Origin of the sequence: Algibacter aquimarinus (assembly GCF_039543265.1) — a bacterium.
Lineage (GTDB): Bacteria > Bacteroidota > Bacteroidia > Flavobacteriales > Flavobacteriaceae > Algibacter_B > Algibacter_B aquimarinus.
Map to the genome: position 1 here is coordinate 1200134 of NZ_BAABJK010000004.1, position 22323 is coordinate 1222456.

General features: G+C 30.0%; 20 protein-coding genes. 4 read left to right on the forward strand and 16 right to left on the reverse strand.

Annotated elements, in window-relative coordinates:
* Positions 1-7: 7 nt before the first annotated feature.
* From porW to ABD939_RS08105, 4 genes are all read right to left on the reverse strand, one after another.
* Positions 8-2575 carry a type IX secretion system periplasmic lipoprotein PorW/SprE gene (gene porW, locus ABD939_RS08090; protein ID WP_345166788.1) on the reverse strand — a complete coding sequence of 856 codons (2568 nt, stop codon included), beginning with the start codon at positions 2573-2575 and terminating at the stop codon, positions 8-10.
* Between the two features lie 118 nt (positions 2576-2693).
* The gene (locus ABD939_RS08095; RefSeq protein ID WP_345166790.1) at positions 2694-3389 is read right to left on the reverse strand and encodes an ABC transporter ATP-binding protein; all 696 of its coding nucleotides are present in this window, start codon (positions 3387-3389) and stop codon (positions 2694-2696) included.
* A gap of 11 nt (positions 3390-3400) precedes the next feature.
* The gene (locus tag ABD939_RS08100) at positions 3401-4879 is read right to left on the reverse strand and encodes a DUF5687 family protein (protein WP_345166793.1); all 1479 of its coding nucleotides are present in this window, start codon (positions 4877-4879) and stop codon (positions 3401-3403) included.
* Positions 4880-4959: 80 nt separating this feature from the next.
* On the reverse strand, positions 4960-5370 hold the full coding sequence (locus tag ABD939_RS08105) for a DUF2059 domain-containing protein (protein ID WP_345166796.1): 411 nt from the start codon (positions 5368-5370) through the stop codon (positions 4960-4962).
* A 203-nt stretch (positions 5371-5573) separates the two neighbouring features.
* Between ABD939_RS08105 and ABD939_RS08110 the strand changes: the two genes are divergently transcribed.
* Positions 5574-6629 (forward strand): 2Fe-2S iron-sulfur cluster-binding protein, encoded by a 1056-nt coding sequence (locus ABD939_RS08110; RefSeq protein ID WP_345166799.1) that lies wholly within the window; start codon positions 5574-5576, stop codon positions 6627-6629.
* Positions 6630-6636: 7 nt separating this feature from the next.
* Here the strand turns inward: ABD939_RS08110 and ABD939_RS08115 are convergent, their stop codons facing one another.
* Together ABD939_RS08115 and ABD939_RS08120 are read right to left on the reverse strand one after the other, a co-directional pair.
* Entirely contained in the window at positions 6637-7656 is a 1020-nt protein-coding gene (locus ABD939_RS08115) for a glycosyltransferase family 9 protein (RefSeq protein WP_345166803.1), read from the reverse strand.
* A 37-nt stretch (positions 7657-7693) separates the two neighbouring features.
* Positions 7694-8299 carry a DUF4254 domain-containing protein gene (locus ABD939_RS08120; protein ID WP_345166806.1) on the reverse strand — a complete coding sequence of 202 codons (606 nt, stop codon included), beginning with the start codon at positions 8297-8299 and terminating at the stop codon, positions 7694-7696.
* 67 nt (positions 8300-8366) lie between these two features.
* On the opposite strand from ABD939_RS08120, the gene upp reads away from it, so the two are divergent.
* A complete protein-coding gene (gene upp, locus ABD939_RS08125; RefSeq protein ID WP_345166809.1) occupies positions 8367-9026 on the forward strand; it encodes a uracil phosphoribosyltransferase in 660 nt (219 codons plus the stop codon).
* Here the strand turns inward: upp and ABD939_RS08130 are convergent.
* Entirely contained in the window at positions 9015-9938 is a 924-nt protein-coding gene (locus ABD939_RS08130) for a DUF6427 family protein (RefSeq protein ID WP_345166812.1), read from the reverse strand. The genes upp and ABD939_RS08130 overlap by 12 nt on opposite strands.
* Positions 9939-9977: 39 nt before the next feature.
* Between ABD939_RS08130 and ABD939_RS08135 the strand changes: the two genes are divergently transcribed.
* Positions 9978-10205 carry a DUF6341 family protein gene (locus tag ABD939_RS08135; RefSeq protein ID WP_345166817.1) on the forward strand — a complete coding sequence of 76 codons (228 nt, stop codon included), beginning with the start codon at positions 9978-9980 and terminating at the stop codon, positions 10203-10205.
* On the opposite strand, the gene purD is transcribed toward ABD939_RS08135, so the two are convergent.
* The gene (gene purD / locus ABD939_RS08140) at positions 10200-11471 is read right to left on the reverse strand and encodes a phosphoribosylamine--glycine ligase (RefSeq protein WP_345166819.1); all 1272 of its coding nucleotides are present in this window, start codon (positions 11469-11471) and stop codon (positions 10200-10202) included. The genes ABD939_RS08135 and purD overlap by 6 nt on opposite strands.
* A gap of 91 nt (positions 11472-11562) precedes the next feature.
* Here purD and ABD939_RS08145 point away from each other — a divergent pair, with 91 nt between their 5' ends.
* On the forward strand, positions 11563-12870 hold the full coding sequence (locus ABD939_RS08145) for a phenylacetate--CoA ligase family protein (RefSeq protein WP_345166822.1): 1308 nt from the start codon (positions 11563-11565) through the stop codon (positions 12868-12870).
* On the opposite strand, the gene ABD939_RS08150 is transcribed toward ABD939_RS08145, so the two are convergent.
* From ABD939_RS08150 to ABD939_RS08180, 8 genes are all read right to left on the reverse strand, one after another.
* Entirely contained in the window at positions 12854-13633 is a 780-nt protein-coding gene (locus ABD939_RS08150; RefSeq protein ID WP_345166825.1) for a glycosyltransferase family 2 protein, read from the reverse strand. The genes ABD939_RS08145 and ABD939_RS08150 overlap by 17 nt on opposite strands.
* 2 nt (positions 13634-13635) lie before the next feature.
* Entirely contained in the window at positions 13636-15045 is a 1410-nt protein-coding gene (locus tag ABD939_RS08155) for an exopolysaccharide biosynthesis polyprenyl glycosylphosphotransferase (RefSeq protein ID WP_345166827.1), read from the reverse strand.
* 7 nt (positions 15046-15052) lie between these two features.
* Positions 15053-16039 carry a UDP-glucuronic acid decarboxylase family protein gene (locus tag ABD939_RS08160; protein WP_345166829.1) on the reverse strand — a complete coding sequence of 329 codons (987 nt, stop codon included), beginning with the start codon at positions 16037-16039 and terminating at the stop codon, positions 15053-15055.
* A gap of 102 nt (positions 16040-16141) precedes the next feature.
* The gene (locus ABD939_RS08165) at positions 16142-18094 is read right to left on the reverse strand and encodes a polysaccharide biosynthesis protein (protein ID WP_345166831.1); all 1953 of its coding nucleotides are present in this window, start codon (positions 18092-18094) and stop codon (positions 16142-16144) included.
* A gap of 27 nt (positions 18095-18121) precedes the next feature.
* The gene (locus tag ABD939_RS08170) at positions 18122-19258 is read right to left on the reverse strand and encodes an aminotransferase class I/II-fold pyridoxal phosphate-dependent enzyme (RefSeq protein ID WP_345166834.1); all 1137 of its coding nucleotides are present in this window, start codon (positions 19256-19258) and stop codon (positions 18122-18124) included.
* Between the two features lie 15 nt (positions 19259-19273).
* Positions 19274-20251, reverse strand: coding sequence for an MraY family glycosyltransferase (locus tag ABD939_RS15735; RefSeq protein ID WP_425550281.1), 978 nt, complete (start codon positions 20249-20251; stop codon positions 19274-19276).
* On the reverse strand, positions 20244-21188 hold the full coding sequence (locus ABD939_RS08175) for an NAD-dependent epimerase/dehydratase family protein (RefSeq protein WP_345166836.1): 945 nt from the start codon (positions 21186-21188) through the stop codon (positions 20244-20246). Before ABD939_RS08175 ends, ABD939_RS15735 begins: the two co-directional genes overlap by 8 nt.
* Positions 21178-22305 carry a glycosyltransferase family 4 protein gene (locus ABD939_RS08180; protein ID WP_345166839.1) on the reverse strand — a complete coding sequence of 376 codons (1128 nt, stop codon included), beginning with the start codon at positions 22303-22305 and terminating at the stop codon, positions 21178-21180. The genes ABD939_RS08175 and ABD939_RS08180 overlap by 11 nt, the downstream gene beginning before the upstream one ends.
* Between the last annotated feature and the right edge of the window lie 18 nt (positions 22306-22323).

Below are 22323 nucleotides of genomic sequence, written 5' to 3' on the forward strand. Positions count from 1 at the left end.
TTAAGTTTTAATTATTATCAATATTTAAATAAGAATCCAAATTTTTATGAATTTGAATAATTTGATAATTCGCAGATGATACTGCAAAATATGGGGCTTTTATTTTTTTCTTGTTTTCTTTGGTTAGTAATTGGTCAAATGTTTTTGCAACTTGTGCATTCTTTAAACCATGAACAACTACTAATGTTGTGTTTGGATTGTAAACATCTACCGATGATTTTAAATCGTAATATTTAATGCTTTTTAAAACCGTATCTAAAGTTGATTGAAAGCCTAATATTTGCTCAGATTCTTGATCTGTAAATTTGAAAACAACTTTATGGTTACTTACAATACTATCATTTTCTTCAGTAAACTTTGAGCTTGCTATTTTAGGCAACAAACTCTTTTGTATATTCTGTGCTTGCTTACCTTCATCAGTATTTGCGTAATTTATAGCTAAAGTGCTTATGGCTTCTTTGTAAGCTTCATAACCATATAATCTGCCAGATGCTGTCGCTTTTAACAACTCAAATTTTGGTACAATGGGTTCACCATCAAAACGGCTAATATAATCTTCACTTTTTGATATAACATCTAAATATTCTTGATTTTCATGCTGAATATATAGCGCTTCATATAAACTTTCAGGACTATTTTCATCTCTATCTGAGACTAACTCTGGATGTTCTAAAATATTTGCATAACGAGATTCTGGGTAACTTTTAATTATCTCATTTTTAGTTATTAAAGCCTCGTCGTTTTCTCCCAAAAGCTCATATATTTTGTATAAATTGTATTTTAAAGGAAGGATTAATCTCTCTTCTGGATTACTTTTAAGTAGGCTTTGTAATTTATCTTTAGCTAATCCGTATTCCTTAAATTTCTCTTTATAAATTAGGCCTAATTGATAATATGCATAGTTTCTTTCTTTAGAAATACTATCAATTTCTTTTTCATTTGATGGAATTTTAGAAATGTAAAACTGTGGGTCGAATTTTTCGTCTTCAGTTGCTGAAGCTAATACATCATTATTTGTAATAGTTGTATTTGCGCCTCCAGTTTTTGCCTTATTAGACCATCTCCAGTTGTCTTCTAAAGGCCTGCTACCCCATATTTTAACGAATTCATTTTTACCATAGGCAACAGTGGTAGGGTTATAAAAATAAAATACAGCTGCTTGGTTAGGTGCTCCGTTTCTATTTGCTTGACTTCCTATTTTATTGTTAACAGTAGCCAAACCATTATTAGCGCTTCTGGCTTCAGCTTCTGCTTTTTCCTTTTCTTGCTCTGCTTTTTCTTTTAGTTTTGTAATAAGAGTTTCAAAGTAAGTAAGCCTTTCGGTTTCTGTTAAATTCACTAAATTTAAGATACTATCATTTACCTGTGCAATTGCTTCATAGTAAATAACATCTTCTAAATTATCTCGTTTACGTTTTATAACGCGATATGGTTTTGAATTTAAAACCAAATTCGTCATGGTACTATCGTAATATTCTCCGGCAGTTCTATAAATAGATTTATCAAAATTCATATCACCCAAAATCTCGTAATTTCTGGCTTTTAGAATTCTATCTTGAGAATTTGTACGCAACGATTTGTTGTAATAAACAACGGCCATTGAATCTAATTGGTTCTTCCTTTTAAACTCACCTATTTGGTGATAAATTTTATCTAAAAAAGGTCTATTTTCTCTATTTTCTTCAAGTTCGGTTAGTAATTCTGTGGTTTCTAGTTTGTTTCCGTTTTCAAAATCGAAGTTTTTTATCTTCTCTAAATACGCCGAAATCATATAAATTCTTGGCGTTTTTCTATTCAGCTCAATAACTTTATCAAAAACAATATTTGCACTGTCTTTGTAGCCTAATTGATTGTAAAGTTGTCCTTGAATAAAACGATATCTACCTCGTTCATCACTACTTTTTGTTGCTTGCGCTGCTATTTCTAATTGCGTTATTGCAGTATCAACAATTTTTGTATTTAAATAGCCTTGTGCTAAAATTGCTGTTGCATCAGCTAAATCTTGACCTTCTAAGTCTTCTTGTCTTAAAAGGCGTTTTAAGTTTTTAATGGCTAAATCATCATTATCCAAACGGATGTTAGTTTTCTCTCGCCAAATTTTAGCTTGATTTATTTTATCACTCGCAGGGTATTTATAGAGGATGTAATTAAAAGCCTCTAAAGCCGGTATAAAACGCTGGTCGAAATACCTTGCTTTTCCTAAAAGCAAATAAGCTTCATCCATTTGAGGGTTTTTCTCTTTACCTTCAACAGTTATACTGTGTTTTTGAATAGCTTTTATAGCTTTTTCTTCTGCTCTTGTGAAATTATCATTTTTTGACTGACCTGGAAGTACGATGTCTTCAAAAATTTGCATGCGTTCTATGGGTAAAACATCCCAATAGTTGTCAAAATAGCTTTCGTTAAGTGAGTTTCTTCCTTGTTGTAAAGCGTTGTAACCGTTATAAAGTGCATTAAATTCTGCCGTTACAGCATGAAAGTTTCGGTTAATAAACTTGTCCTTTTTTCTAGAACAGCTTACCACCAAAAAAGTAGTGCATAAAATAGCTAGTAATACTTTGTTATAGGTTCTCAATGCTGGTTATTTTAGTCTAAATAATAACTGTAAACTCTTGTTATTATTATATGATAGACGTAAAAATAAACATCTTTTTGAATTAACCTATGAAATGCAAAGACTTTTAGATTATCTGTTAATTAGCAAAATGAGCTTCCAACTCTTTTAATGTAGCTTCGCTTGTTGCTAAATCTTTAACAACTTCTCCTTTTTCTAGAACTACAATGCGTTCGCAAACATCTGTAACATGCATTAAATCGTGACTTGATATTAAAACAGTAACGCCTTTTGTTTCGGCCAAATCTTTAATAATTCCTTTTAATCGTATTTGCGTTGTAGGGTCTAGATTGGCGAAGGGCTCATCTAAAATTACAACTTCTGGGTTTCCAATTAATGCAGCTACAATGCCAGCTTTCTTTTGGTTTCCTTTACTTAAATCCCGTAAAAACTTTTTCTGACCTAAAATTTCTCCATGGAAAAAATCTTGAAACTGAGACACTAACTTATCTACATCTGCCTTATTCTGTCCTCTCAATTCCCCAATAAAATAGAAATACTCCTCAGCAGTTAAATACCCAATTAAAAAGCTTTCATCTATAAAAGCTGAAGTAAAGGGTTTCCAATCTTCGCTTTTGTTTACCTGAACATTATTACTTGTAATATGCCCAGTTGTAGGCTGTATTAAATCTAAAAGCAAGCTAAAATATGTGGTTTTTCCAGCTCCATTATTACCAACTAAGCCAAAACTTTGCCCTTTAGGAATATCTAATGAGTCTATTTTTAGTACTTGATTTCCACTATATTTTTTTGATAAATTAACTGAAGTTATCATGATTCTATGTTTTAATTATTTTGCTCGAAAGCATCAATCATTTTATATTTTGATTCTAAATATTTTGCCGTTATACTCTTCATAAGTTTTTGGTGAAAAACAATACCAAAAACCCCCATTACTATAAGCGTAATACAAGCAATTTCAAAGCTTAATAACCAATTAAGAAGCGCAAAAATAATCATGGGCAACAGAAGTAATGGAATACCTATTAGCCATTGCACTGCACCTGTGCCTTGATAATTGAAGGCTGCTTTTTGGCTTAAGTCAATCTTTTTTCTATTAAATGAGCCTCCCCAAAGAATAACATGCGTATTAATACCAATGTTGTAAATAGCTGCAGCAAAATGTGCAAATAAAATTTTCCATCCAAAATATACGTATGGAACTCCCAAAACAAACAGTATAACAACGCTTAATGCCATTAAGGTGAACTTAGATTTTAAGTATTGTTCGTATTTAATATTTTGACTCATTAATAGCTTATAATAACCGCTATCCCAAGCTGGAACGAATTGACCAAAGTTTATAAGAAAAATTCCGGTAGAGAATATTCCAATAAAAATGAAGAAAAACGTTTTGTCTTGATATAAAGGCTGTGGGTAGAAAAATAGTCCATATAACAAACCAATAGCTAGCATCCATACGGAAGATTTAGTCCTTTTGTTTCGCCAAATAAGTTTCAAATCGAGCTGCATAAACGGGGCAATATCTCCAAAGCTTTTGGTCCATTCTAAGTTTGATGCATTTACTTCTTTTACTTTTTCTTTTAGTCCACTATCTAAAAATAGTTTCTTGCGTAAAAGTTTAAAGTTAAAAAGATATAACCCTATTAAGATTAATACAGGAATAATTATTAAAACAGGTGAGTTATAAATGCCATTAAAACTACTTCCAACTATATCTGTAAAAGAAATTATATTAAAATAATTAAGAGCAAATAACCCGCCTGTTAACAAAATTATTGGTAAAAATGACAATTCTGTTTCAGCAGAAAAGCTCTCAATAATAAAATTTAAAAAGTTAATTATTAAAGTAGTAATTAATAAAGCTAGCATCCAAACCAGAACCATTCCTGCAGGATAATCATTAACTATAAGTGTTATACCAAATGGGATTATGGCAAATAAGGGCAAAAAATTAAAGAACGATAATGCCGATTTTCCTAAAACATAATTTACAACAGTGCTTCTTTTTATGGGTAGCGTTAGTAATGGTTTAACACTCATTACTGGTAGTTTTTGAAAAAAGAACCTGAAAATTAAATCTCCTAAAATCCAATAAAACAAAAAACCATTTAAAACTATTAATGGGTCTTGTTCTGGATAGAGTTTATTTAACGCTGGATAGAGTACAACCCCCAGAACTAAAAAGATGATTAAAAAATAAAGAGCCATAAAGCCCATGAATATTTTGATACCTAAGCTTTTACCAAAACTTGCTGATCTAAAAAATGATTTCCATTCAAGACTTAAAAATCGTTTTATCATGATTTTATTGATGGTTTTTGGTTAGAAAATTTTAAAAATCGATTAATTAGCTTTTCGACTTTTTTGCTCAGAACGAAATATTATTTGTACTTAGTAGCAATACCTTGAACTTCCATACCCCAAGATTGCCCATACATCATTGCTTTTTGGGTAAGACCTAGTTGTTTTTCAGCAAGTTTTTTTCCTAAATCTGTATTGTAAAATGCAACAAGCTCTTTTATTTCAGATTGATTGAATTCTTCCATATACAATCCTGCCATTTTATCATAAAGCCCAACTAAAGTAGCATTGGCTTCTTTTGTGTAAGCCTCTTTATTTTCTGCAGATACCATAGCACCTATTTGAGAAATAGCATTTTCAAAAGCGGCAGTAGCTCCTGTTAATTTTATAAACTCAATGGTTTCGTTCTTAAAATCTAAATTGTCTTCTTGTGCTTGAACTTGTGTTGCTGATGCAACTAAAAATAAACATACAAATAATACTTTTTTCATTTTCAACTTTTTTTATGGTTAATGCTATATTTAAAATTCTATGTATTAGTGCTAATTATATAATATTTGTTACAAGTTTAAATATATTTTTTGTTTTTCAAAGCTAAACTCAAAATTTGTTAGGTATAAGCGTTCTAATATTTCTTAAATAAAATTCCTCAGAATGTAACGTCTTCACTATTTTTGCTGAAAATAATTTTTACATGTCGTCATTTCACAAACTATCTGTTAAAAACATAAAAAGAGAAACCGATAAATCGGTTAGTATTAGCTTTAATTTGCCTGAAAATTTAAAAGATGAATTTTCTTTTAAAGCAGGACAATACATTACCTTAAAAACTGAAATAGACGGAAATGAAGTGCGAAGAGATTACTCGCTTTGCGTGTCTCCAAAAAGTGGCGATTTAAAAGTAGCCGTAAAAGAAGTTAAAGACGGTACGTTTTCTGCTTATGCAAACAACACTTTAAAAGTTGGTGATACTTTAGAAGTTGCTGCACCAAAAGGCAGGTTTGTTTTCACACCAAACGATTCGAAAACCAAAAACATCGCATTATTTGCTGCAGGAAGTGGAATAACCCCCATTTTAAGTATCATAAAATGTGCACTTGAAGAAGAAGTGTACAGCAAAGTTATTTTAGTTTACGGAAATAAAACAACTAAAGAGACCATGTTTCTTAACGAATTGTTGGAGTTGCAACATGAATATAAAGACCGTTTTTCTATTCAATTTGTGTTTAGCCAGCAAGATGAAACAGATTCTATTTTTGGTAGAATTGAAAAAAGCACTGTAAATTACGTAGTTAAAAACAAGCATAAACATATAGATGTTGATGCCTTTTATCTTTGTGGTCCTGAGGCTATGATTCATACAGTAAAAGACGTTTTAACTGAGCACAATATTGATGAAAACCGTATTCATTTTGAGCTTTTTAAAGCAGCAAAATCTGAAGATGTAAGTGAAACCAATGTAGCTTCTGGGAAAACTAAAATTACAGTTACTGTTGATGAAGAATCGAGTACTTTTGAAATGGCCCAAAAACAAACTATTCTTGAAGCTGCTCTTGATGAGGATTTAGATGCGCCTTACTCTTGCCAAGGTGGTATTTGTAGCAGTTGTTTGGCTAGAATTACAGAAGGTGCCGCTACGATGAGACAAAACAATATTTTAACTGAAAGTGAAATTGCTGAAGGTTTAGTACTTACATGTCAAGCACATCCAACAACACCTATTATCGCTGTTGATTATGATGATGTTTAATTAGCAACTACAAAATAGATTTTAGTTTATTCACCACAGCTTCAGGCGAAATACTTCTTGAGGCTTCTTCGTATTCCTCAGGGTATTTATTGCCATAAACAGATGTTGGGATTTTAGTAAACTTTTTTAAATCTGGTATCAATGCATAATCTTGAGGCTGATTAAATGGTGAAAAACCAGCATAAGGATGCGTTACTCCCCAAATAGTTACCACTTTTACTCCAAACATAGCCGCCAAATGGCCATTTCCAGAATCCATAGACAACATAACATCTAAGTTTGAAATAACATCTAGCTCTTCATTAAAAGACAATTTTCCTGCTAGATTAAGCGTGTTTTTATATTCAACTTCAAATTTATTAAGAATTTCAACCTCTTGTTTCCCTCCGCCAAATAAAAGAATTTGATAGTTTTCTGAAAGTACTTCAATGACTTTTTTTATTAAATCTAAAGGATACATTTTTCCTTTATGTGCAGCAAATGGTGCAATTCCAATTCGCTTTTCCGATTTTTCACCAACAAGTGATAAAACCTTATTATTTAAAACAGCTGAATCTAAGAATATAGGTTTAGATAAGTCTATTTTGTAACCTAAGGCCTCAAATACATCAGCATATCTTTGATGTGTTGTTTTTAACTGCTTAACTATTTTTCCAGATACTAGGGCTCTTTTTTCTGCTCTTCCCTTATCTATCGATATAAAACGCTTACACCTCAAGAATTTTTTTAGTACTTTACTCCTTAAAACGTTATGTAAATCTGCAATAACATAAAATTTATTCTCTTTGCTAATTTGTCTAGCAAGTTTATATAAGCCAAAAATACCTTTATGTTTCGTTTTAACCTCGGCAGAAAAAACAGTTGTATTTTTTAAATCTCTAAATAGAGGTTTAAAAAAAGCACGTGTTAAAACTGTTATTTTTAATTCAGGATAATTTTGGTTGAGTATTTTTAATACAGGTACCGTCATAGCAACATCTCCCAAGGCTGAGAGACGGATAACTAAAATATGTTTTTGTTTTGGCATCTCAACTTAAATTGAGATTCCTGCTTTTACAGGAATTCTATTTCTGAGAACGAAGTACTGGATTCAACTCATCATCATTGTACATTTTCATCTGCTTGTAAACTTTCATGTATTTGTCGCCCTTTTCTATGTCGCTTAAAAGTGTATCTATAGCTGTTGATAAATCCACACGTTGTTCTAATAATATGTCTAATTTTTTTTGACAAGCAGCTTTATGCTCAGCAGAAGCATCATTACGAGTAGCTTCCTCATTCATATGGTAAATTTTCAATGCTAAAATTGATAATCTATCAACACCCCAAGCTGGACTTTCCGTATTAATTGTTGCATCGTTTTTAGGAGTTACAGCTTTATATTTTTCTAGAAAATAGCTGTCAATGTATTCAACCATGTCTGTTCTATCTTGGTTAGATGCATCTATCTGTCGCTTTAAGGTTAATGCTGCTACGGGATCAATATTTGGGTCTCGAATAATATCTTCATAATGCCATTGTACTGTATCAATCCAACATTTTCTGTAGAGTAAATGTTCGATTAAGTTACTTTCTGGATAAGCATTTTTAAAAGGCTGATCTACAGTATTAACAACATGATATTTTTCTATAACATCTTGGAATATTTTATTGGCTTTATTGGTAAACATACTTATTTAATTTAGGGTATAAATATACTTCATATTTAGTTAACTTTACTATTACAAAACTTGTACTATGCATATTCATAACTTATCGCTTCAAAACTCTTTATTAAATACTTTTATTTCTGAAATAAGAGATAAAAACATCCAAAAAGATAGTATGCGTTTTAGACGAAATATTGAGCGTATTGGAGAAGTTTTAGGTTATGAAATGAGTAAAACCCTTAATTATATATCATCATCGGTAGAAACGCCTTTAGGTAAATGTAATGTTGATTTGCCAGAAAATGAAATTGTTTTATGTTCTATTTTAAGGGCTGGTGTTCCGCTTCATAATGGGTTACTTAACTATTTTGATAAAGCTGAAAATGCTTTTATTTCTGCTTACAGGCATCACAAACATAACCCTGAAAGTTTTGAGATTATCGTAGAATATTTAGCTTGCCCGAATTTAGAAAACAAGACTTTAATTTTAGCAGACCCCATGTTAGCCACAGGACAATCTATGTTGGCTACTTTTGAAGCTTTAAAACCATTTGGAACACCAAAAGAAACACATTTAATAAGTGTTATTGGCGCTAAAGATGGGGTTGAATTTGTTGAGCAAAACTTTAATAAAGATACTCATTTGTGGATTGCAACTATTGATGACACCTTAAATAATAAGGGATATATTGTGCCTGGTCTTGGAGATGCGGGCGATTTAGCATTTGGAGAAAAACTACAACAATAATAAAACAAAAGGCATTAAAATTAACACCGATAGAAAAACCTCTTTAAACCATTTTTCTTCAATAATTTCTATGTAATTCGAAATTATAATTGATAACGGCGCAAACATAAAGAGAAATTCACTTCCATCTTTTTTTGGTGAAAAAACAATTATTACAAAAGATATTAAAACCGTTACCAAAATAGTATTAAAAGACGCTCTAAAAGCCTTCTTTTTCTGTTTAATACTTTTTATGTAAAACAATGATGACCAACATCCAAAAGACAAAAGTACCGTTATCGCAATTAAATATTTAGGCGAATTATAGTTGCTATAATCAAAACTCACTTCGGGTAAATTTTTAAAAAAGCCAAAAAAATTATCATTAAAAATTACCGATAAACTTGTTGTTATAACAAAAACAGTTAGCACACCTGTAAAGGGTATAAGCCAATGATTTATTTTATTATCGGTATGTAATAACAATGAAACAAATATTAGAAGAAAAAACAGAATTGCCCAAAAATAAAATAGTGCTGCTATAGCTATCCAGAAAGCGGCATCAAACAGCTTTTTGTCCAAACTTGTTTGAGAGCGTATACTTATAATTCTACGTAAACCTAACAAAACAAAAAAATTAGAAAACAGGATGTTTACATTTGTTGTTGTTTGACTTAATGCAAGTAGAAATAAGCTAAATAACAGAATTTCATAATTAGTATTCTTGCTCAAGCTATTCTTACTTACTATAAAATTAATGAGCAAAATAGATATGTAACATAAGAAAAATAAAGTGAGTTGTTTGAGAATAAAAAGCCCTGTAAATTCAATTGTATCTATACCTATTCTTGCAATTACAAACGCCAATAGCGTAATGAAAAAGACAATAATAAAATTTATTGGTTTAGATTTACTAAAAATACTTGTAATCATTAACTGTTTTTGTATTTTTGCATTGTAAATATACTAACTATGAAAGACTTCTTTTACGCAATACAAGATTTATTTGTTGATGTGCTTTTTGCACCTTATGACGCTTTAAGAGCACTAGAACTTGAAAACTGGTTTGCAGCAAATACCGTTTCTTGGTTATTCCTTTTAGTAGGATTTGTTGCCATGGTTTACTGGATGATGCAACTTAGAATTTTTGACAACAATAATGAGGAAGATAAAAGCATATCTTCACACTCTTTTTTATAAATCGAATCCAATATCTTTACGATAATTCATCTTATCAAAATGTAGTTTTTCTATGTTTTGATAAGATTTTTTTATAGCGTCTTGGTAACTGTTCCCATATGATGTAATGGCCATAACGCGCCCACCTGAAGTTACTATTTTATTGTCCTGTAATTGTGCCCCTGCATGAAATGGAATTGAATCTTCGATTTTGTTAAGGCCTGTTATTTCCTTTCCTTTTTCGTATGCTTCAGGGTAGCCACCTGACACCAACATGATGGTTGTTGCAGCACGCTCATCAATTTCTATATCAATTTCATTTAGAGTTCCATTAGCCATAGCTTTAAGAATTTCAACAAAATCATTTTTTAATCTTGGTAGAACTACTTCAGTTTCTGGATCTCCCATTCTTACATTGTACTCAATCACTTTTGGGTCGTCTCCAACTTTAATCAATCCAATAAATACGAAACCAACGTAAGGTAAATTATCCTTTTTAAAACCGTTAATAGTTGGTTTTACAATGCGTTCTTCTATTTTATTTAAAAAAGCATCTGTTGCGAAGGGTACTGGAGAAACTGCTCCCATACCTCCTGTATTTAAACCAGTATCGCCTTCGCCAATTCTCTTATAATCTTTTGCGGTTGGTAAAATCTTGTAGTTTTCTCCATCTGCTAACACAAAACAACTTAGTTCTATCCCGTCTAAAAATTCTTCAATAACTACTTTAGTACTGGCATCTCCAAATTTAGCATCAACAAGCATGCTTTTTAATTCTGATTTGGCCTCGGCTAAGTCATTTAAAATAACAACTCCTTTTCCTGCTGCTAAACCATCTGCTTTTAAAACATAAGGAGGTTTTAAAGTTTCTAAAAACGCATACCCTTTTTCTACGGTTTGTTTAGTAAAACTCTCGTATGCTGCTGTTGGGATATTATGACGGTATAAAAATTCTTTTGCGAATTCCTTACTACCTTCCAACTCTGCGGCTAACTTTTGAGGACCAATAACTGAAACGTGTTTTATAGCGTCATCATTCAAAAAATAGTCGTGTACGCCATTAACCAAAGGGTCTTCAGGCCCCACAACAACCATATCTATATTTTCTTTTAAAACTAATTCTTTTATAGCCTCAAAGTCATTAACTCCAATATTAACATTTGTTGCAATTGAGGCAGTTCCTGAGTTACCTGGAGCAACATACAATTGTTTACATAAAGGGCTTTGTGCTATTTTCCATGCAAAGGTATGTTCTCTACCGCCAGAACCAAGAATTAGAATATTCATGAGTGTTATTTTTAATGCATGGCAAAAATAAAATTAATGCTTCTAAAACACGAATATTTTTTATTTACTTTACAGAAAATTATCCTTTATCTTGAATTTATTTAATCTTTCGTTAAAATTTAATGGCTTTCCTATAACCAAAGCTAAAAAGCACTTAAAGACAATTCAAAATAAAAATGATGACGAGCTCAAAGATTACATTAAATCGAAAAAGCAAGACATTGTAGCTTATCATTTAAAACACAACTCCTTTTATAAATCCTTTGCTAAAAATACAAATCCATTGGAATGGGAAACTATTCCCGTAATGACAAAAAGTGATTTACAACAACCTTTAGTAAATAGACTTTCTGATGGATTTCATTCAAAAAATATTCATTTGAATAAAACCTCAGGATCATCAGGGACTCCATTTATTTTTGCTAAAGATAAGTTTTCTCATGCTTTAACTTGGGCCATTTTTTTTGATAGATATAATTGGTTTAATTTAAACTTAAATCGTGCCAAACAAGCTCGGTTTTATGGAATTCCATTGGACAAAAAAGGCTACTACAAAGAGCGCTTTAAAGATAGATTAGGAAATAGATTTCGGTTTTCTGTTTTTGATTTAAGCGATATTCAATTCGAAAAAAATATAGAAAAGTTTACAAATACTTCTTTCGACTATATAAATGGCTATGCAAGTGTTATTGTTCAATTTGCTAAATATTTAAAACAAAAAAATAGTATCCTTAACTCAATTTGTCCTTCTTTGAAAGCTTGTATTGTGACTTCTGAAATGTTATTTGAAGAAGATAAAACTCTTCTAGAAACGCAATTTGGTATTCCTGTTATTAACGAATATGGTGCTGCCGAATTGGGGTTAATTGCTTTTCAGAATTTAAAAAACGAATGGGTAATTAATAGTGAAGATTTGTTTGTTGAGATTTTAGACGAACAGAATAATATTTTGCCTTACGGAAAAGAAGGTCGCATTGTAATTACATCTCTTTACAACAAGGCTCACTCATTTATAAGATATGATTTAGGAGATATTGGAATACTCTCAAAAAAAAGTACAATACAAAAACCAATTCTAGAAAAGTTAATTGGACGAACAAATGATATTGTTCTTTTGCCTAGTGGAAAAAAATCTGCTGGATTAACCTTTTATTATGTTACAAAAACTGTTATTGAAGATAGTGGAAATGTAAAAGAATTCGTTATTCAACAGCTAAAATCAGATACTTTTAAGATAATTTATATTAGCGAAACTGAACTTTCTGAGAACGAAAAAAATAATGTGCAAATCGCAATTTCTAAATATTTAGAACCAAACTTGAATGTTATTTTTGAAAGACAAGAAAAATTAGATCGCTCGAATAGAGGGAAATTAAAACAATTCAAGTCTTATTTATAGAAACTATAAGCTTAGATTTTACAAAAAATTGCTCTTTTAAAAAAACAATCATAAAGTAAATTGATTTTATTGTAGAAAATCCCAAACCCTTTTTATAAACCCAATAATTGTGCTTAATCAATTCAAATTTATTTGACGACATGGCGTTTTCTCTAACTCTGTAATATGCCAGAGATTCTTCAATTCCGTAAGCAGGTTGTCCAGCTTTTTTAATAACAGATAACCATAATAACCAATCTTGCCTTTTTCGTAAATTGGGAGCTTTTATTTTTCCAAGTATTTCCACAGAATACATTCCAGTTAAATTACCTATATAATTACTCTTTAAGTATTTATTGTAAGGCAGATTAGGCAATGCCTTAACTAACTTATTTAAAGGGTTTCCGTTTTCATCTATTTGTTCATAACTACTATATGAAACGGCGTATTTGTTAGCATTCATGAAAGCAATTTGAACTTCTAATTTATGAGGTTTCCATAAATCATCACCATCAAGAAAAGCAATGTAACTACCTTTTGCAACTTCAATCCCTTTGTTTCTAGTTATTGCTGCGCCAAGATTTTTGTCGTTTTTAATTAATTTAATATTTGAATATTTTGATAAAAAGGGCTTAACTTTTTGAAGTGTGTTATCTTTAGAGCAATCATCTATTAGAATCAATTCCCAGTTTTTATATGTCTGCTTAATTACACTGTTTATAGTCTCTAAAATAAAATTTTCAGAGTTGTACATTGGTGTGATTATAGAAACTAAAAACTTCAAATCTAATAGGCTTTTTCTTCTCCTTTTATAATATTTGCTATGGTTTGAAAAATAATCTTTAAATCTAAGAGTATAGACCAATTTTCAATATAAAAGTTATCGTATTTAACTCGATTAATGATATCATTATCAGTTTCAACTTCTCCTCTAAATCCGCTAACTTGAGCTAACCCTGTAATCCCTGGTTTTATATGATGCCTGTATATAAAATTGTATTTGTTTATCACTTTAGAATATTCATCTGTGTAGGATAACATATGTGGCCTTGGACCAACAACACTCATTTCCCCTATTAAAACGTTTACAAATTGGGGCAGTTCATCCATATTGGTTCTCCTAAGAAACTTTCCGATTTTTGTTAGTCTAGGGTCTTGTGGTTTTACGTAAGTTCCTTTTACTTCTTCCGTGGTTTTTAAAGATCTGTATTTATAGCAATCAAACTCTTTATAATCAATTCCATTTCGCTTGTGTTTATAAAATAACGGCCCTTTTGATTCTAACTTAATTAAAATAAATAAAATAACGGATAGCCACGAAAGAATAAATGTTATAGTGAATAAAGAAAATAAAACATCAAAACCTCGTTTTATGAACTTATTAAAATCATCACTCAAAGGTCCTTCTTGTATTGATAAAATGGGTTGATATGCATAATAATCAGCTCTAAGCTTTTTTGTAAAAAGCTTAGAAGTTTTAGGTATAAACTTAATATTGCTATGGTTTATATTGGCGTATTTTACGTATTGATTAACCTGCTGATCTGATAATTGATCAATAGCGCAGTAAATTTCATCTATGGATTCGTTATTCTTTAAAAAATTAAAACTATCCTTTATAGTGCCTGTTACATTTTCAGAATTATTATCACTAAAAGTTGCCTTTATAATATAACCTAGTTCCTTCTTAGTAGTAAAAAAATGGATAAGGTCTTCAACATTTTTTCCATATCCAATAATTACAATCTTTCTGATATTCCCATTTAAATAGGCACGAAAGCTTTTTAATATTAAAAAGCTAATTACTTTAATAAATCCAATAGCTATGAAAGTATATAAGATATAGTTAAAAACAACAAATGCTTGTATATTTATACTTCTAAATATGCCAATAAAAGCAAAAACGCTTACAATAAAAATTAGAAGTTGTTTAAATAATAATGATATAATGTTTAGGAATGATGTGTATCGATATACATCATAAAATTTTAGAAAAGCAGTAGATACTATCCAAAATATAATAGAATATATTATGTAAAGTAATTCTTTATTATTTAGTATTTCTAACGAAAAAAAGTATAAGTTGCCATCATTTAAATCTAACAAATAATGAGCAAAAAGATTGATAATAAATATATCGTATACAATTAGCAGAGGTCTTAATAACCACGAAAATCTTCCGCGTTTATATTCCATAGGCCAATTATTTATTTATGAACCCAGAAAAATCTTTATGCTCGCTTTTATAAAGTTCATCTTCAGTTAGGCTTTTAAAATAATCAAACGTTATTTTCATACCTTCTTCTCGTCCTACTTTTGGTTCCCAACCCAGTAGTTTCTTAGCAAGACTAATATCGGGTTGACGCTGCATAGGGTCGTTAACAGGTAAATCTTTATAAATTACTTTTTGAGTCGTACCTGTTAGCTTTATTATTTCTTCAGCAAAATCGCTGATAGATATTTCATGTGGATTACCAATATTTACTGGTTTAGCATAATCGCTTAATAATAACCTATAAATACCTTCAACTTGATCATCTACATAGCAAAACGATCTTGTTTGAGAACCATCTCCAAAAACAGTTAAATCTTCACCACGAAGTGCTTGACCCATAAAAGCTGGAATAACTCTACCATCATTAAGCCTCATTCTTGGTCCGTAAGTATTAAAAATACGAACTATTCTGGTCTCTACCCCATGAAATGTATGGTATGCCATAGTAATAGATTCCTGAAAACGTTTTGCTTCATCATAAACACCGCGAGGGCCTATTGTATTTACATTTCCATAATAATCTTCAGTTTGAGGGTGTACTAATGGATCTCCATAAATTTCTGATGTTGAAGCAATAAGAATCCTAGCATTTTTAGCCTTTGCTAAACCTAATAAATTATGAGTTCCTAAAGAACCTACTTTAAGTGTTTGTATAGGTATTTTTAGGTAATCAATAGGGCTTGCTGGTGATGCAAAGTGTAAAATATAATCAACACTTTCATCTATAGCTATATATTCTGTAACATCGTGATTAATGAATTGAAAATTTAGATTATCTAATAAGTGGCTTATGTTTTTTTTATCTCCAGTAATAAAATTATCCATTCCAATAACTTTATAGCCTTCTTTTATAAAACGATCACATAAATGAGAGCCTAAAAAACCCGCCGCACCTGTTATTAATATTGTTTTCATAATTTTTGTAAAGCTTTGGGTAAAAATAGAAAAGTAAATTGAAAGTCAAACAAATAACTTAAAATATACGACGTAAAACTATTTAACAGGGAGGAAATAAAACTATTTATCTAACTTTTCGAAACTTGAATTTAAACTTTTATACTCTGGTACAAGTTTTTTTATTTTTTTTACAATATCCGTAGATTGATACTCCTGCGCTGCTTTTATTATCTTATCTACTTCCTTTTTAACATAATCGTATTCATCATTACTTTCTTTTACTATCATTATTTTTTCATGATAAGTCGGTAAGGTAACAGATTTATCGTTAAGTAACTCTTCATATAACTTTTCCCCAGGTCTTAATCCAATAGATTTAATTTTAATATCTTTTTCAGGAATAAATCCAGCTAAACGAATCATTTTTCTAGCCAAATCAATTATCTTGACAGCTTTACCCATATCAAAAATAAAAATCTCCCCTCCTGTTCCCATGGAGCTTGCTTCCATAACCAATTGGCATGCTTCAGGAATTGTCATAAAATACCTTATAATATCTGGGTGAGTAATGGTTACTGGACCGTTTTCTTCAATCTGTTTTTTGAATAACGGTACTACTGAACCGTTTGAACCTAAAACATTTCCAAACCTAGTAGTAATATACTTAGTCTTAGTTTTATTATATGAAGAACTATGGAATGACTGAACATACATTTCGGCAACACGCTTAGAAGCCCCCATAACATTACTTGGATTAACCGCTTTATCGGTAGAAATCATTACAAAACGCTCTGCTCCGTATTTAGATGCCAAATCAGTTAATACCTTAGTTCCCATAATATTTACTGATACAGCTTCAGATGGGTTTTTTTCCATCATAGGAACATGTTTATATGCAGCACAATGATATATAATATGTGGTTTAAATGTTTTAAACAAATAGTCTAAACTTTCCTTATTTCTTATATCACATATAATGGGTATAAAGTCTAGCTCACCATACTCTTTCTTTATTTTAAGAGTTAAACTATGAAGTGGTGTTTCAGCTTGGTCTAGTACAACAAGTTTTTTAGGTTTATATTTACACAATTGATGTACAATTTCTGAACCTATTGACCCAGCCCCGCCAGTTACAAATACTGTTTTATTTTCTATTAATCCTAAAATCTCATTATTGCTTATTTTAATAGGTTTTCGCTCTAACAAGTCCTCAATTTGAATATTTTGAATACTTTTATTAATACCTTCGTTTAAATCGAACTCTGATATTGAAGGTGCTCTGTATATTTTTAAATTATGCTCAATACAATCTTCTATATGTTTTATGTTTTCTTCATTTTTCAGGTCATTTTCCAATACAATCAAACCAACACCGTTATGTGCTCTAATTAAAACATGGGCTTTGCGTTTAAGTACTAATATTGGCATTCCAAAAATTCGCTTGTTACCTATCTTTTCATCACTATCTAAAAAACCTAATACTTTAAATCTTTTTGGAAGCTCATTTTCTATTGCCACTGCAACTGATATTGAGTTTTGAGAAATACCTAAAACAAATACTTTTTCATATTCTGAATCATTTTTGTTAAGAAAACTAGCATAAACCTGTTTTATAAGAGCTCTAAATAAAAATAATCCCACAAATTGCCCTAAGGCAAATAATATTAAAAAAATAGGCTCATATAAATAAAAGCCTTTTAATTTAAAAATTATGAAATTTGCTAAGAACAGAATTGCTGCCGAGAAAAAAGAAGCAAAAAATAATTTTACAGCATCAATATAGCTAGAATGCCTTATTAAACCTATATACGTTTTAAAGACAATAAAACAAAATGAAGTACTTAAAAGAGCAACACAAAATTCTGGAAGAAACTCTCTATTGAAAAATGTAAGTGTAAAATTGTTCGTTATCAGGCCTATGATAACCAAAACAATTGCTGCAATTTGAAGATCAAACCAAAAAACTAACCATCTTGGGATATATCCAATATTTGCAAAACTAAAATTGAAAGGAGTATACTTTAAGAATAATTTTAATGTTTCCTTTATTTTTCCTAAACTGTCTTTTAGCATAAAACGTACTCTAACTTAAATACAAATTTAATGATTTATATAATCTAATATCGTTTTTGCTATTAATGCTTTTTCTTTTTTTGTAAGATTAGATCCTGATGGTAAGCATAGCCCATTATTGAAAAGGCTTTCGGAGACATTACTGCCGTAAAACGGATAATCTTTAAAAATTGGTTGTAGATGCATGGGTTTCCAAAGTGGTCTTGATTCAATATTTTTTCTTGATAATTCTATTCTTAAATCATCACGAGTAAATCCTGTAATTTTACTTTCGATTAAGATACAACTTAACCAATGATTTGAAAAATAATCTGTATTTGGTTCTTGAAAAACTGATACTCCTTTTACATCTTTAAAAATTTCTTTGTAAAATATATTCATACTCCTTCTAAGTGAAATATGTTTATCTATTACTTCCATTTGCCCCCTTCCAATTCCTGCTAGAATATTACTCATTCTATAATTGTATCCTATTTCTGAGTGTTGGTAATGAGGAGCATTTTCCTTTGCTTGGGTAGCCAAAAAAATAGCTTTATTCTTTATTTCTTTATCTCTTGTAGCTAATGCTCCTCCTCCAGATGTTGTAATAATTTTATTTCCATTAAACGATAGTATAACAAAATCTCCAAAAGTTCCGCACTTTTGTCCTTTATATGAAGACCCTAGGGCTTCTGCAGTATCTTCGATTAAGGGTATTTCATATTTCTCTGCAACTGCAACGATTTCACTTATTTTTGCTGGCATACCATATGAATGAACTACTATGATTGCCTTTGGTTTTTCACTTTTAAAAATTCTATCTTCTATTGCTTCTTCTAAGTAATTTGGACACATATTCCACGTTTCGTTTTCACTATCAATAAAAACAGGATTTGCTCCCAAATATAAAATCGGATTTGCAGATGCAGAAAATGTCATACTTTGACAAAGAACTTCATCATCTTTCTTTACACCCGCCAAAATTAATGCTAAATGTATAGCTCCTGTTCCAGAGGATAAACATGCTACTTTATAATTCTTTTCTAAAAAAGCTTCTAAGGTTTTCTCTAAACAACTGATATTCTCTCCATAATTAGACACCTGATTAGCATCTAACGCTTGTTTAATATATTTGTATTCTTTCCCACTAAGATGAGAATCAGAGAGTCCAATATTGATTTTCATCACATTTTAATTATGTCACTTAATATTTTTATAAACTTTATTTTTTATTAAGAAATAGAAAATAGAAAGTAAAAACAAAATAAATAATGTTTTGTAAAGGTTATTTGATTTGGTAGTTATCAAAAAAAACATGACTAAAACATTTAAAACTAATTGTAGAATACAATAATATACCGAAATTTTTAAATGAGGCGTTTTTAAATCATTCGCAAACAATTGATACAAATGCCTTTTGTGGGGTTCAAAAACTTTTTCTTTTCTCACTATTCTTTCAAAAATTGTCCAACCACCATCAAGAAGATAAACTCCTAATAGCAGGAAAACAATATAATTATTAGAAACAAAAAATAACTTTATTAGAAAATAAACAATCGTGAAACCAATAGTAATACTTCCTACATCGCCAGCAAAACATTTTGGTTTTAACCTAAAATTAAAGAACCCAAAAATCAGTGTTGAAATGATTAAAATTATTAACAAACTTGAATTTGTGAATTTAAATATATAAACATTAAATATATAAAAAGTAACATATGAAATAAGTGCATTTAAAAAAGTTATTCCATTAATCCCGTCCATGAAGTTATATATATTTAAATAACCTAACGAAAAAATATACCTTAAAAAAATAAGTCCAATACTAACTATTGATAGATCATTAAAAAAATTCAAATGATAAAAAATCACAGTAAAAGCAATAAAATGAATTAGCATTCTAATGTAGGTTGAAAGGCTAACTATATCATCAATAAAGCTAATAGTCGAAACTAATAATACAGATGTAATAAAATAATAATTAGTTGATTCCTCTGGGAAAAACAACAAGAATAGTAGAACTGCTGGAATAAATATAATACCACCTCCTCTGATAGTTGGTTTAGTGTGAGCGCTTCTATGATTAGGAGAGTCTATTATACCTTTATGAGCAGCTATTTTTAAATAAAAAACTTCTGTTACAAAAAGTAAAACGAATATAATTATATTATTAACCATTATGATTTTTATCCTTAAATGAACTAATTGTTTTATTTAATCCTTCATATAAATTTAATGGTAGCTCTTCGCCTAAAACCATATTGATTTTAGCGTTTGAAACACAATAGTTTTGAGTAAGTTTTTCAAGTTTTTCTGTATTAAATGGAAGTCCAAATTTTTCTCCTATAAATACTAATTTACCAATTATATTTTTGGGGATATTTAAAATTAATACTCTTTTGTTAGATGCCTTTCCAATTAACTTAACTAATTCCTTAGTAGAAATAACATCATTATCAGCAACATTATAAACTCCTGAGTTAGGGACGTACTCAACTAATTTTTCTATTATAAAGCATAAGTTCTCAATTGATAGAAAAGATCTCTTATTTATATATTTACCTAAAGGATAAGGGATTCTTTTTTGTATAATCTGATACAATAAATTTAGGTTTCCTTTATTATTTGGCCCGTGAATCATACATGGTCTAAGAATATATACTCGTTTTTCTTTTGATATTACTTTGGATAAAATGTATTCTTCTGCTTTTAATTTAGATTTTCCATAAGCAGTAATAGGGTTTGGTATATCTTTCTCAGTTAAAAATCCATCAACTCTATCAGCAACAGCCTTAACAGAGCTTAAATAGACGAATACTTTACAATCACTATTTAAAAATTTATCAAATAAGTTAATTGTCAAGTATGTATTGGCTTCATAATATTCATCAGCAGAAACAACTTTTCTTAAATCATGTGCTTTTCCAGCTAAATGTATAAAAGCTTCTGAATTACTAAAGAGGCTTATATCACAGTTTTTGTATGATACTATGCCTTCAATCAAATTCTCTTCTCTAGATACACCTATAACCTTTATATTTTTCTTATTTAGATATGCCTTTAGATTTTTACCAACAAAACCAGTAGCACCAGAGACGAGAAATTTATTTTTCATAAAGTTCTTTGTAAATGTTTAAATGTTTATTAATAACCATCTCTTGGGAAAATTCTTTTTCTGCTTTATTTCGAGAATAATTTCCCATTCTCAATCGATCAGACTCAGAAAGTATGAGTTTTTCAATTGCTATAGCAAGTTCCAAAATTGACTTTACAGGAACTTTATACCCATTTTTCCCTTCATCTACACATTCTTTACAACCTATTGCATTTGTTGTTACTATAGGTCTACCAACTGCGCACGCTTCAATTAATGATTTTGGTATTCCCTCTCTATAAGACGGTAAAACTACTATATCAGATTGTTTATAAATGTTAACCATATCTTTATTATACCCAATCCATTTAACATAATCTTTTTCTTCCCAATCTTTCAAATAATCTTCTGGTACACCTGCTTTATTGTCATTATCTGCTAAACCCGCTAATACAAATAAAACTTTACCCCTATATTTATCTTTTAAAATTTTTGTAGCTTCTCTTAATTCTGAAACTCCTTTATCCCAAAGCATTCTGGTGGGCAACAATATTTCAATTTTACCATTATTAAATGGTTTAGAATAGTTAAACTCATATAGATTAACACCAGATCCTTTTATAAAATTAATCGTATTAAATTTAGAAATTATACCCAATTTTAAAGTTTCTTGATAATCATCTTGATTTTGAAAAATAATACTTAGATTATTTTGGTTAAAACCATATTTCATTAGTCTAATCATAACTTTTTGAACCAAACCTTGCCGATTACTTGTAAAGTTATACCCCAAACCGCTAATAGCATTTAAAGTTCCCTTTACCTTTAACAATTTTGAGACAACACTTCCATAAATAACAGGTTTAAGTGTAACATGGTGAATAATATCTGGCTTAACCTTTTTATATAACTTATAAAATAACATAAGGGTTTTACTTTCTTGCAAAAAATTAGTTCCTGAACGAGAAAAAGACATGTTAATAAAAGTTATCCCCTTATTGATAATTTCATTTGACCTACCGGTGTCTTCGGCTGCTACTAAAACCTGCCAACCCAACTCAACCGCTTTTTCAGCAATACACAATCTGTGTGAAATAAAAAACCAATCAACATTAACTACAATTAAAACTTTAGGCATAAAAACTAATTACTTTAA

Excerpts from the sequence above, each read along its gene's own strand:
- ABD939_RS08095 (WP_345166790.1), bottom strand. The coding sequence starts at position 3,389 with ATGATAACTTCAGTTAATTTATCAAAAAAATATAGTGGAAATCAAGTA.
- ABD939_RS08100 (WP_345166793.1), bottom strand. The coding sequence starts at position 4,879 with ATGATAAAACGATTTTTAAGTCTTGAATGGAAATCATTTTTTAGATCA.
- ABD939_RS08105 (WP_345166796.1), bottom strand. The coding sequence starts at position 5,370 with ATGAAAAAAGTATTATTTGTATGTTTATTTTTAGTTGCATCAGCAACA.
- ABD939_RS08110 (WP_345166799.1), top strand. The coding sequence starts at position 5,574 with ATGTCGTCATTTCACAAACTATCTGTTAAAAACATAAAAAGAGAAACC.
- ABD939_RS08115 (WP_345166803.1), bottom strand. The coding sequence starts at position 7,656 with ATGCCAAAACAAAAACATATTTTAGTTATCCGTCTCTCAGCCTTGGGA.
- ABD939_RS08120 (WP_345166806.1), bottom strand. The coding sequence starts at position 8,299 with ATGTTTACCAATAAAGCCAATAAAATATTCCAAGATGTTATAGAAAAA.
- upp (WP_345166809.1), top strand. The coding sequence starts at position 8,367 with ATGCATATTCATAACTTATCGCTTCAAAACTCTTTATTAAATACTTTT.
- ABD939_RS08130 (WP_345166812.1), bottom strand. The coding sequence starts at position 9,938 with ATGATTACAAGTATTTTTAGTAAATCTAAACCAATAAATTTTATTATT.
- ABD939_RS08135 (WP_345166817.1), top strand. The coding sequence starts at position 9,978 with ATGAAAGACTTCTTTTACGCAATACAAGATTTATTTGTTGATGTGCTT.
- purD (WP_345166819.1), bottom strand. The coding sequence starts at position 11,471 with ATGAATATTCTAATTCTTGGTTCTGGCGGTAGAGAACATACCTTTGCA.
- ABD939_RS08155 (WP_345166827.1), bottom strand. The coding sequence starts at position 15,045 with ATGGAATATAAACGCGGAAGATTTTCGTGGTTATTAAGACCTCTGCTA.
- ABD939_RS08160 (WP_345166829.1), bottom strand. The coding sequence starts at position 16,039 with ATGAAAACAATATTAATAACAGGTGCGGCGGGTTTTTTAGGCTCTCAT.
- ABD939_RS08165 (WP_345166831.1), bottom strand. The coding sequence starts at position 18,094 with ATGCTAAAAGACAGTTTAGGAAAAATAAAGGAAACATTAAAATTATTC.
- ABD939_RS08170 (WP_345166834.1), bottom strand. The coding sequence starts at position 19,258 with ATGAAAATCAATATTGGACTCTCTGATTCTCATCTTAGTGGGAAAGAA.
- ABD939_RS15735 (WP_425550281.1), bottom strand. The coding sequence starts at position 20,251 with ATGGTTAATAATATAATTATATTCGTTTTACTTTTTGTAACAGAAGTT.
- ABD939_RS08175 (WP_345166836.1), bottom strand. The coding sequence starts at position 21,188 with ATGAAAAATAAATTTCTCGTCTCTGGTGCTACTGGTTTTGTTGGTAAA.
- ABD939_RS08180 (WP_345166839.1), bottom strand. The coding sequence starts at position 22,305 with ATGCCTAAAGTTTTAATTGTAGTTAATGTTGATTGGTTTTTTATTTCA.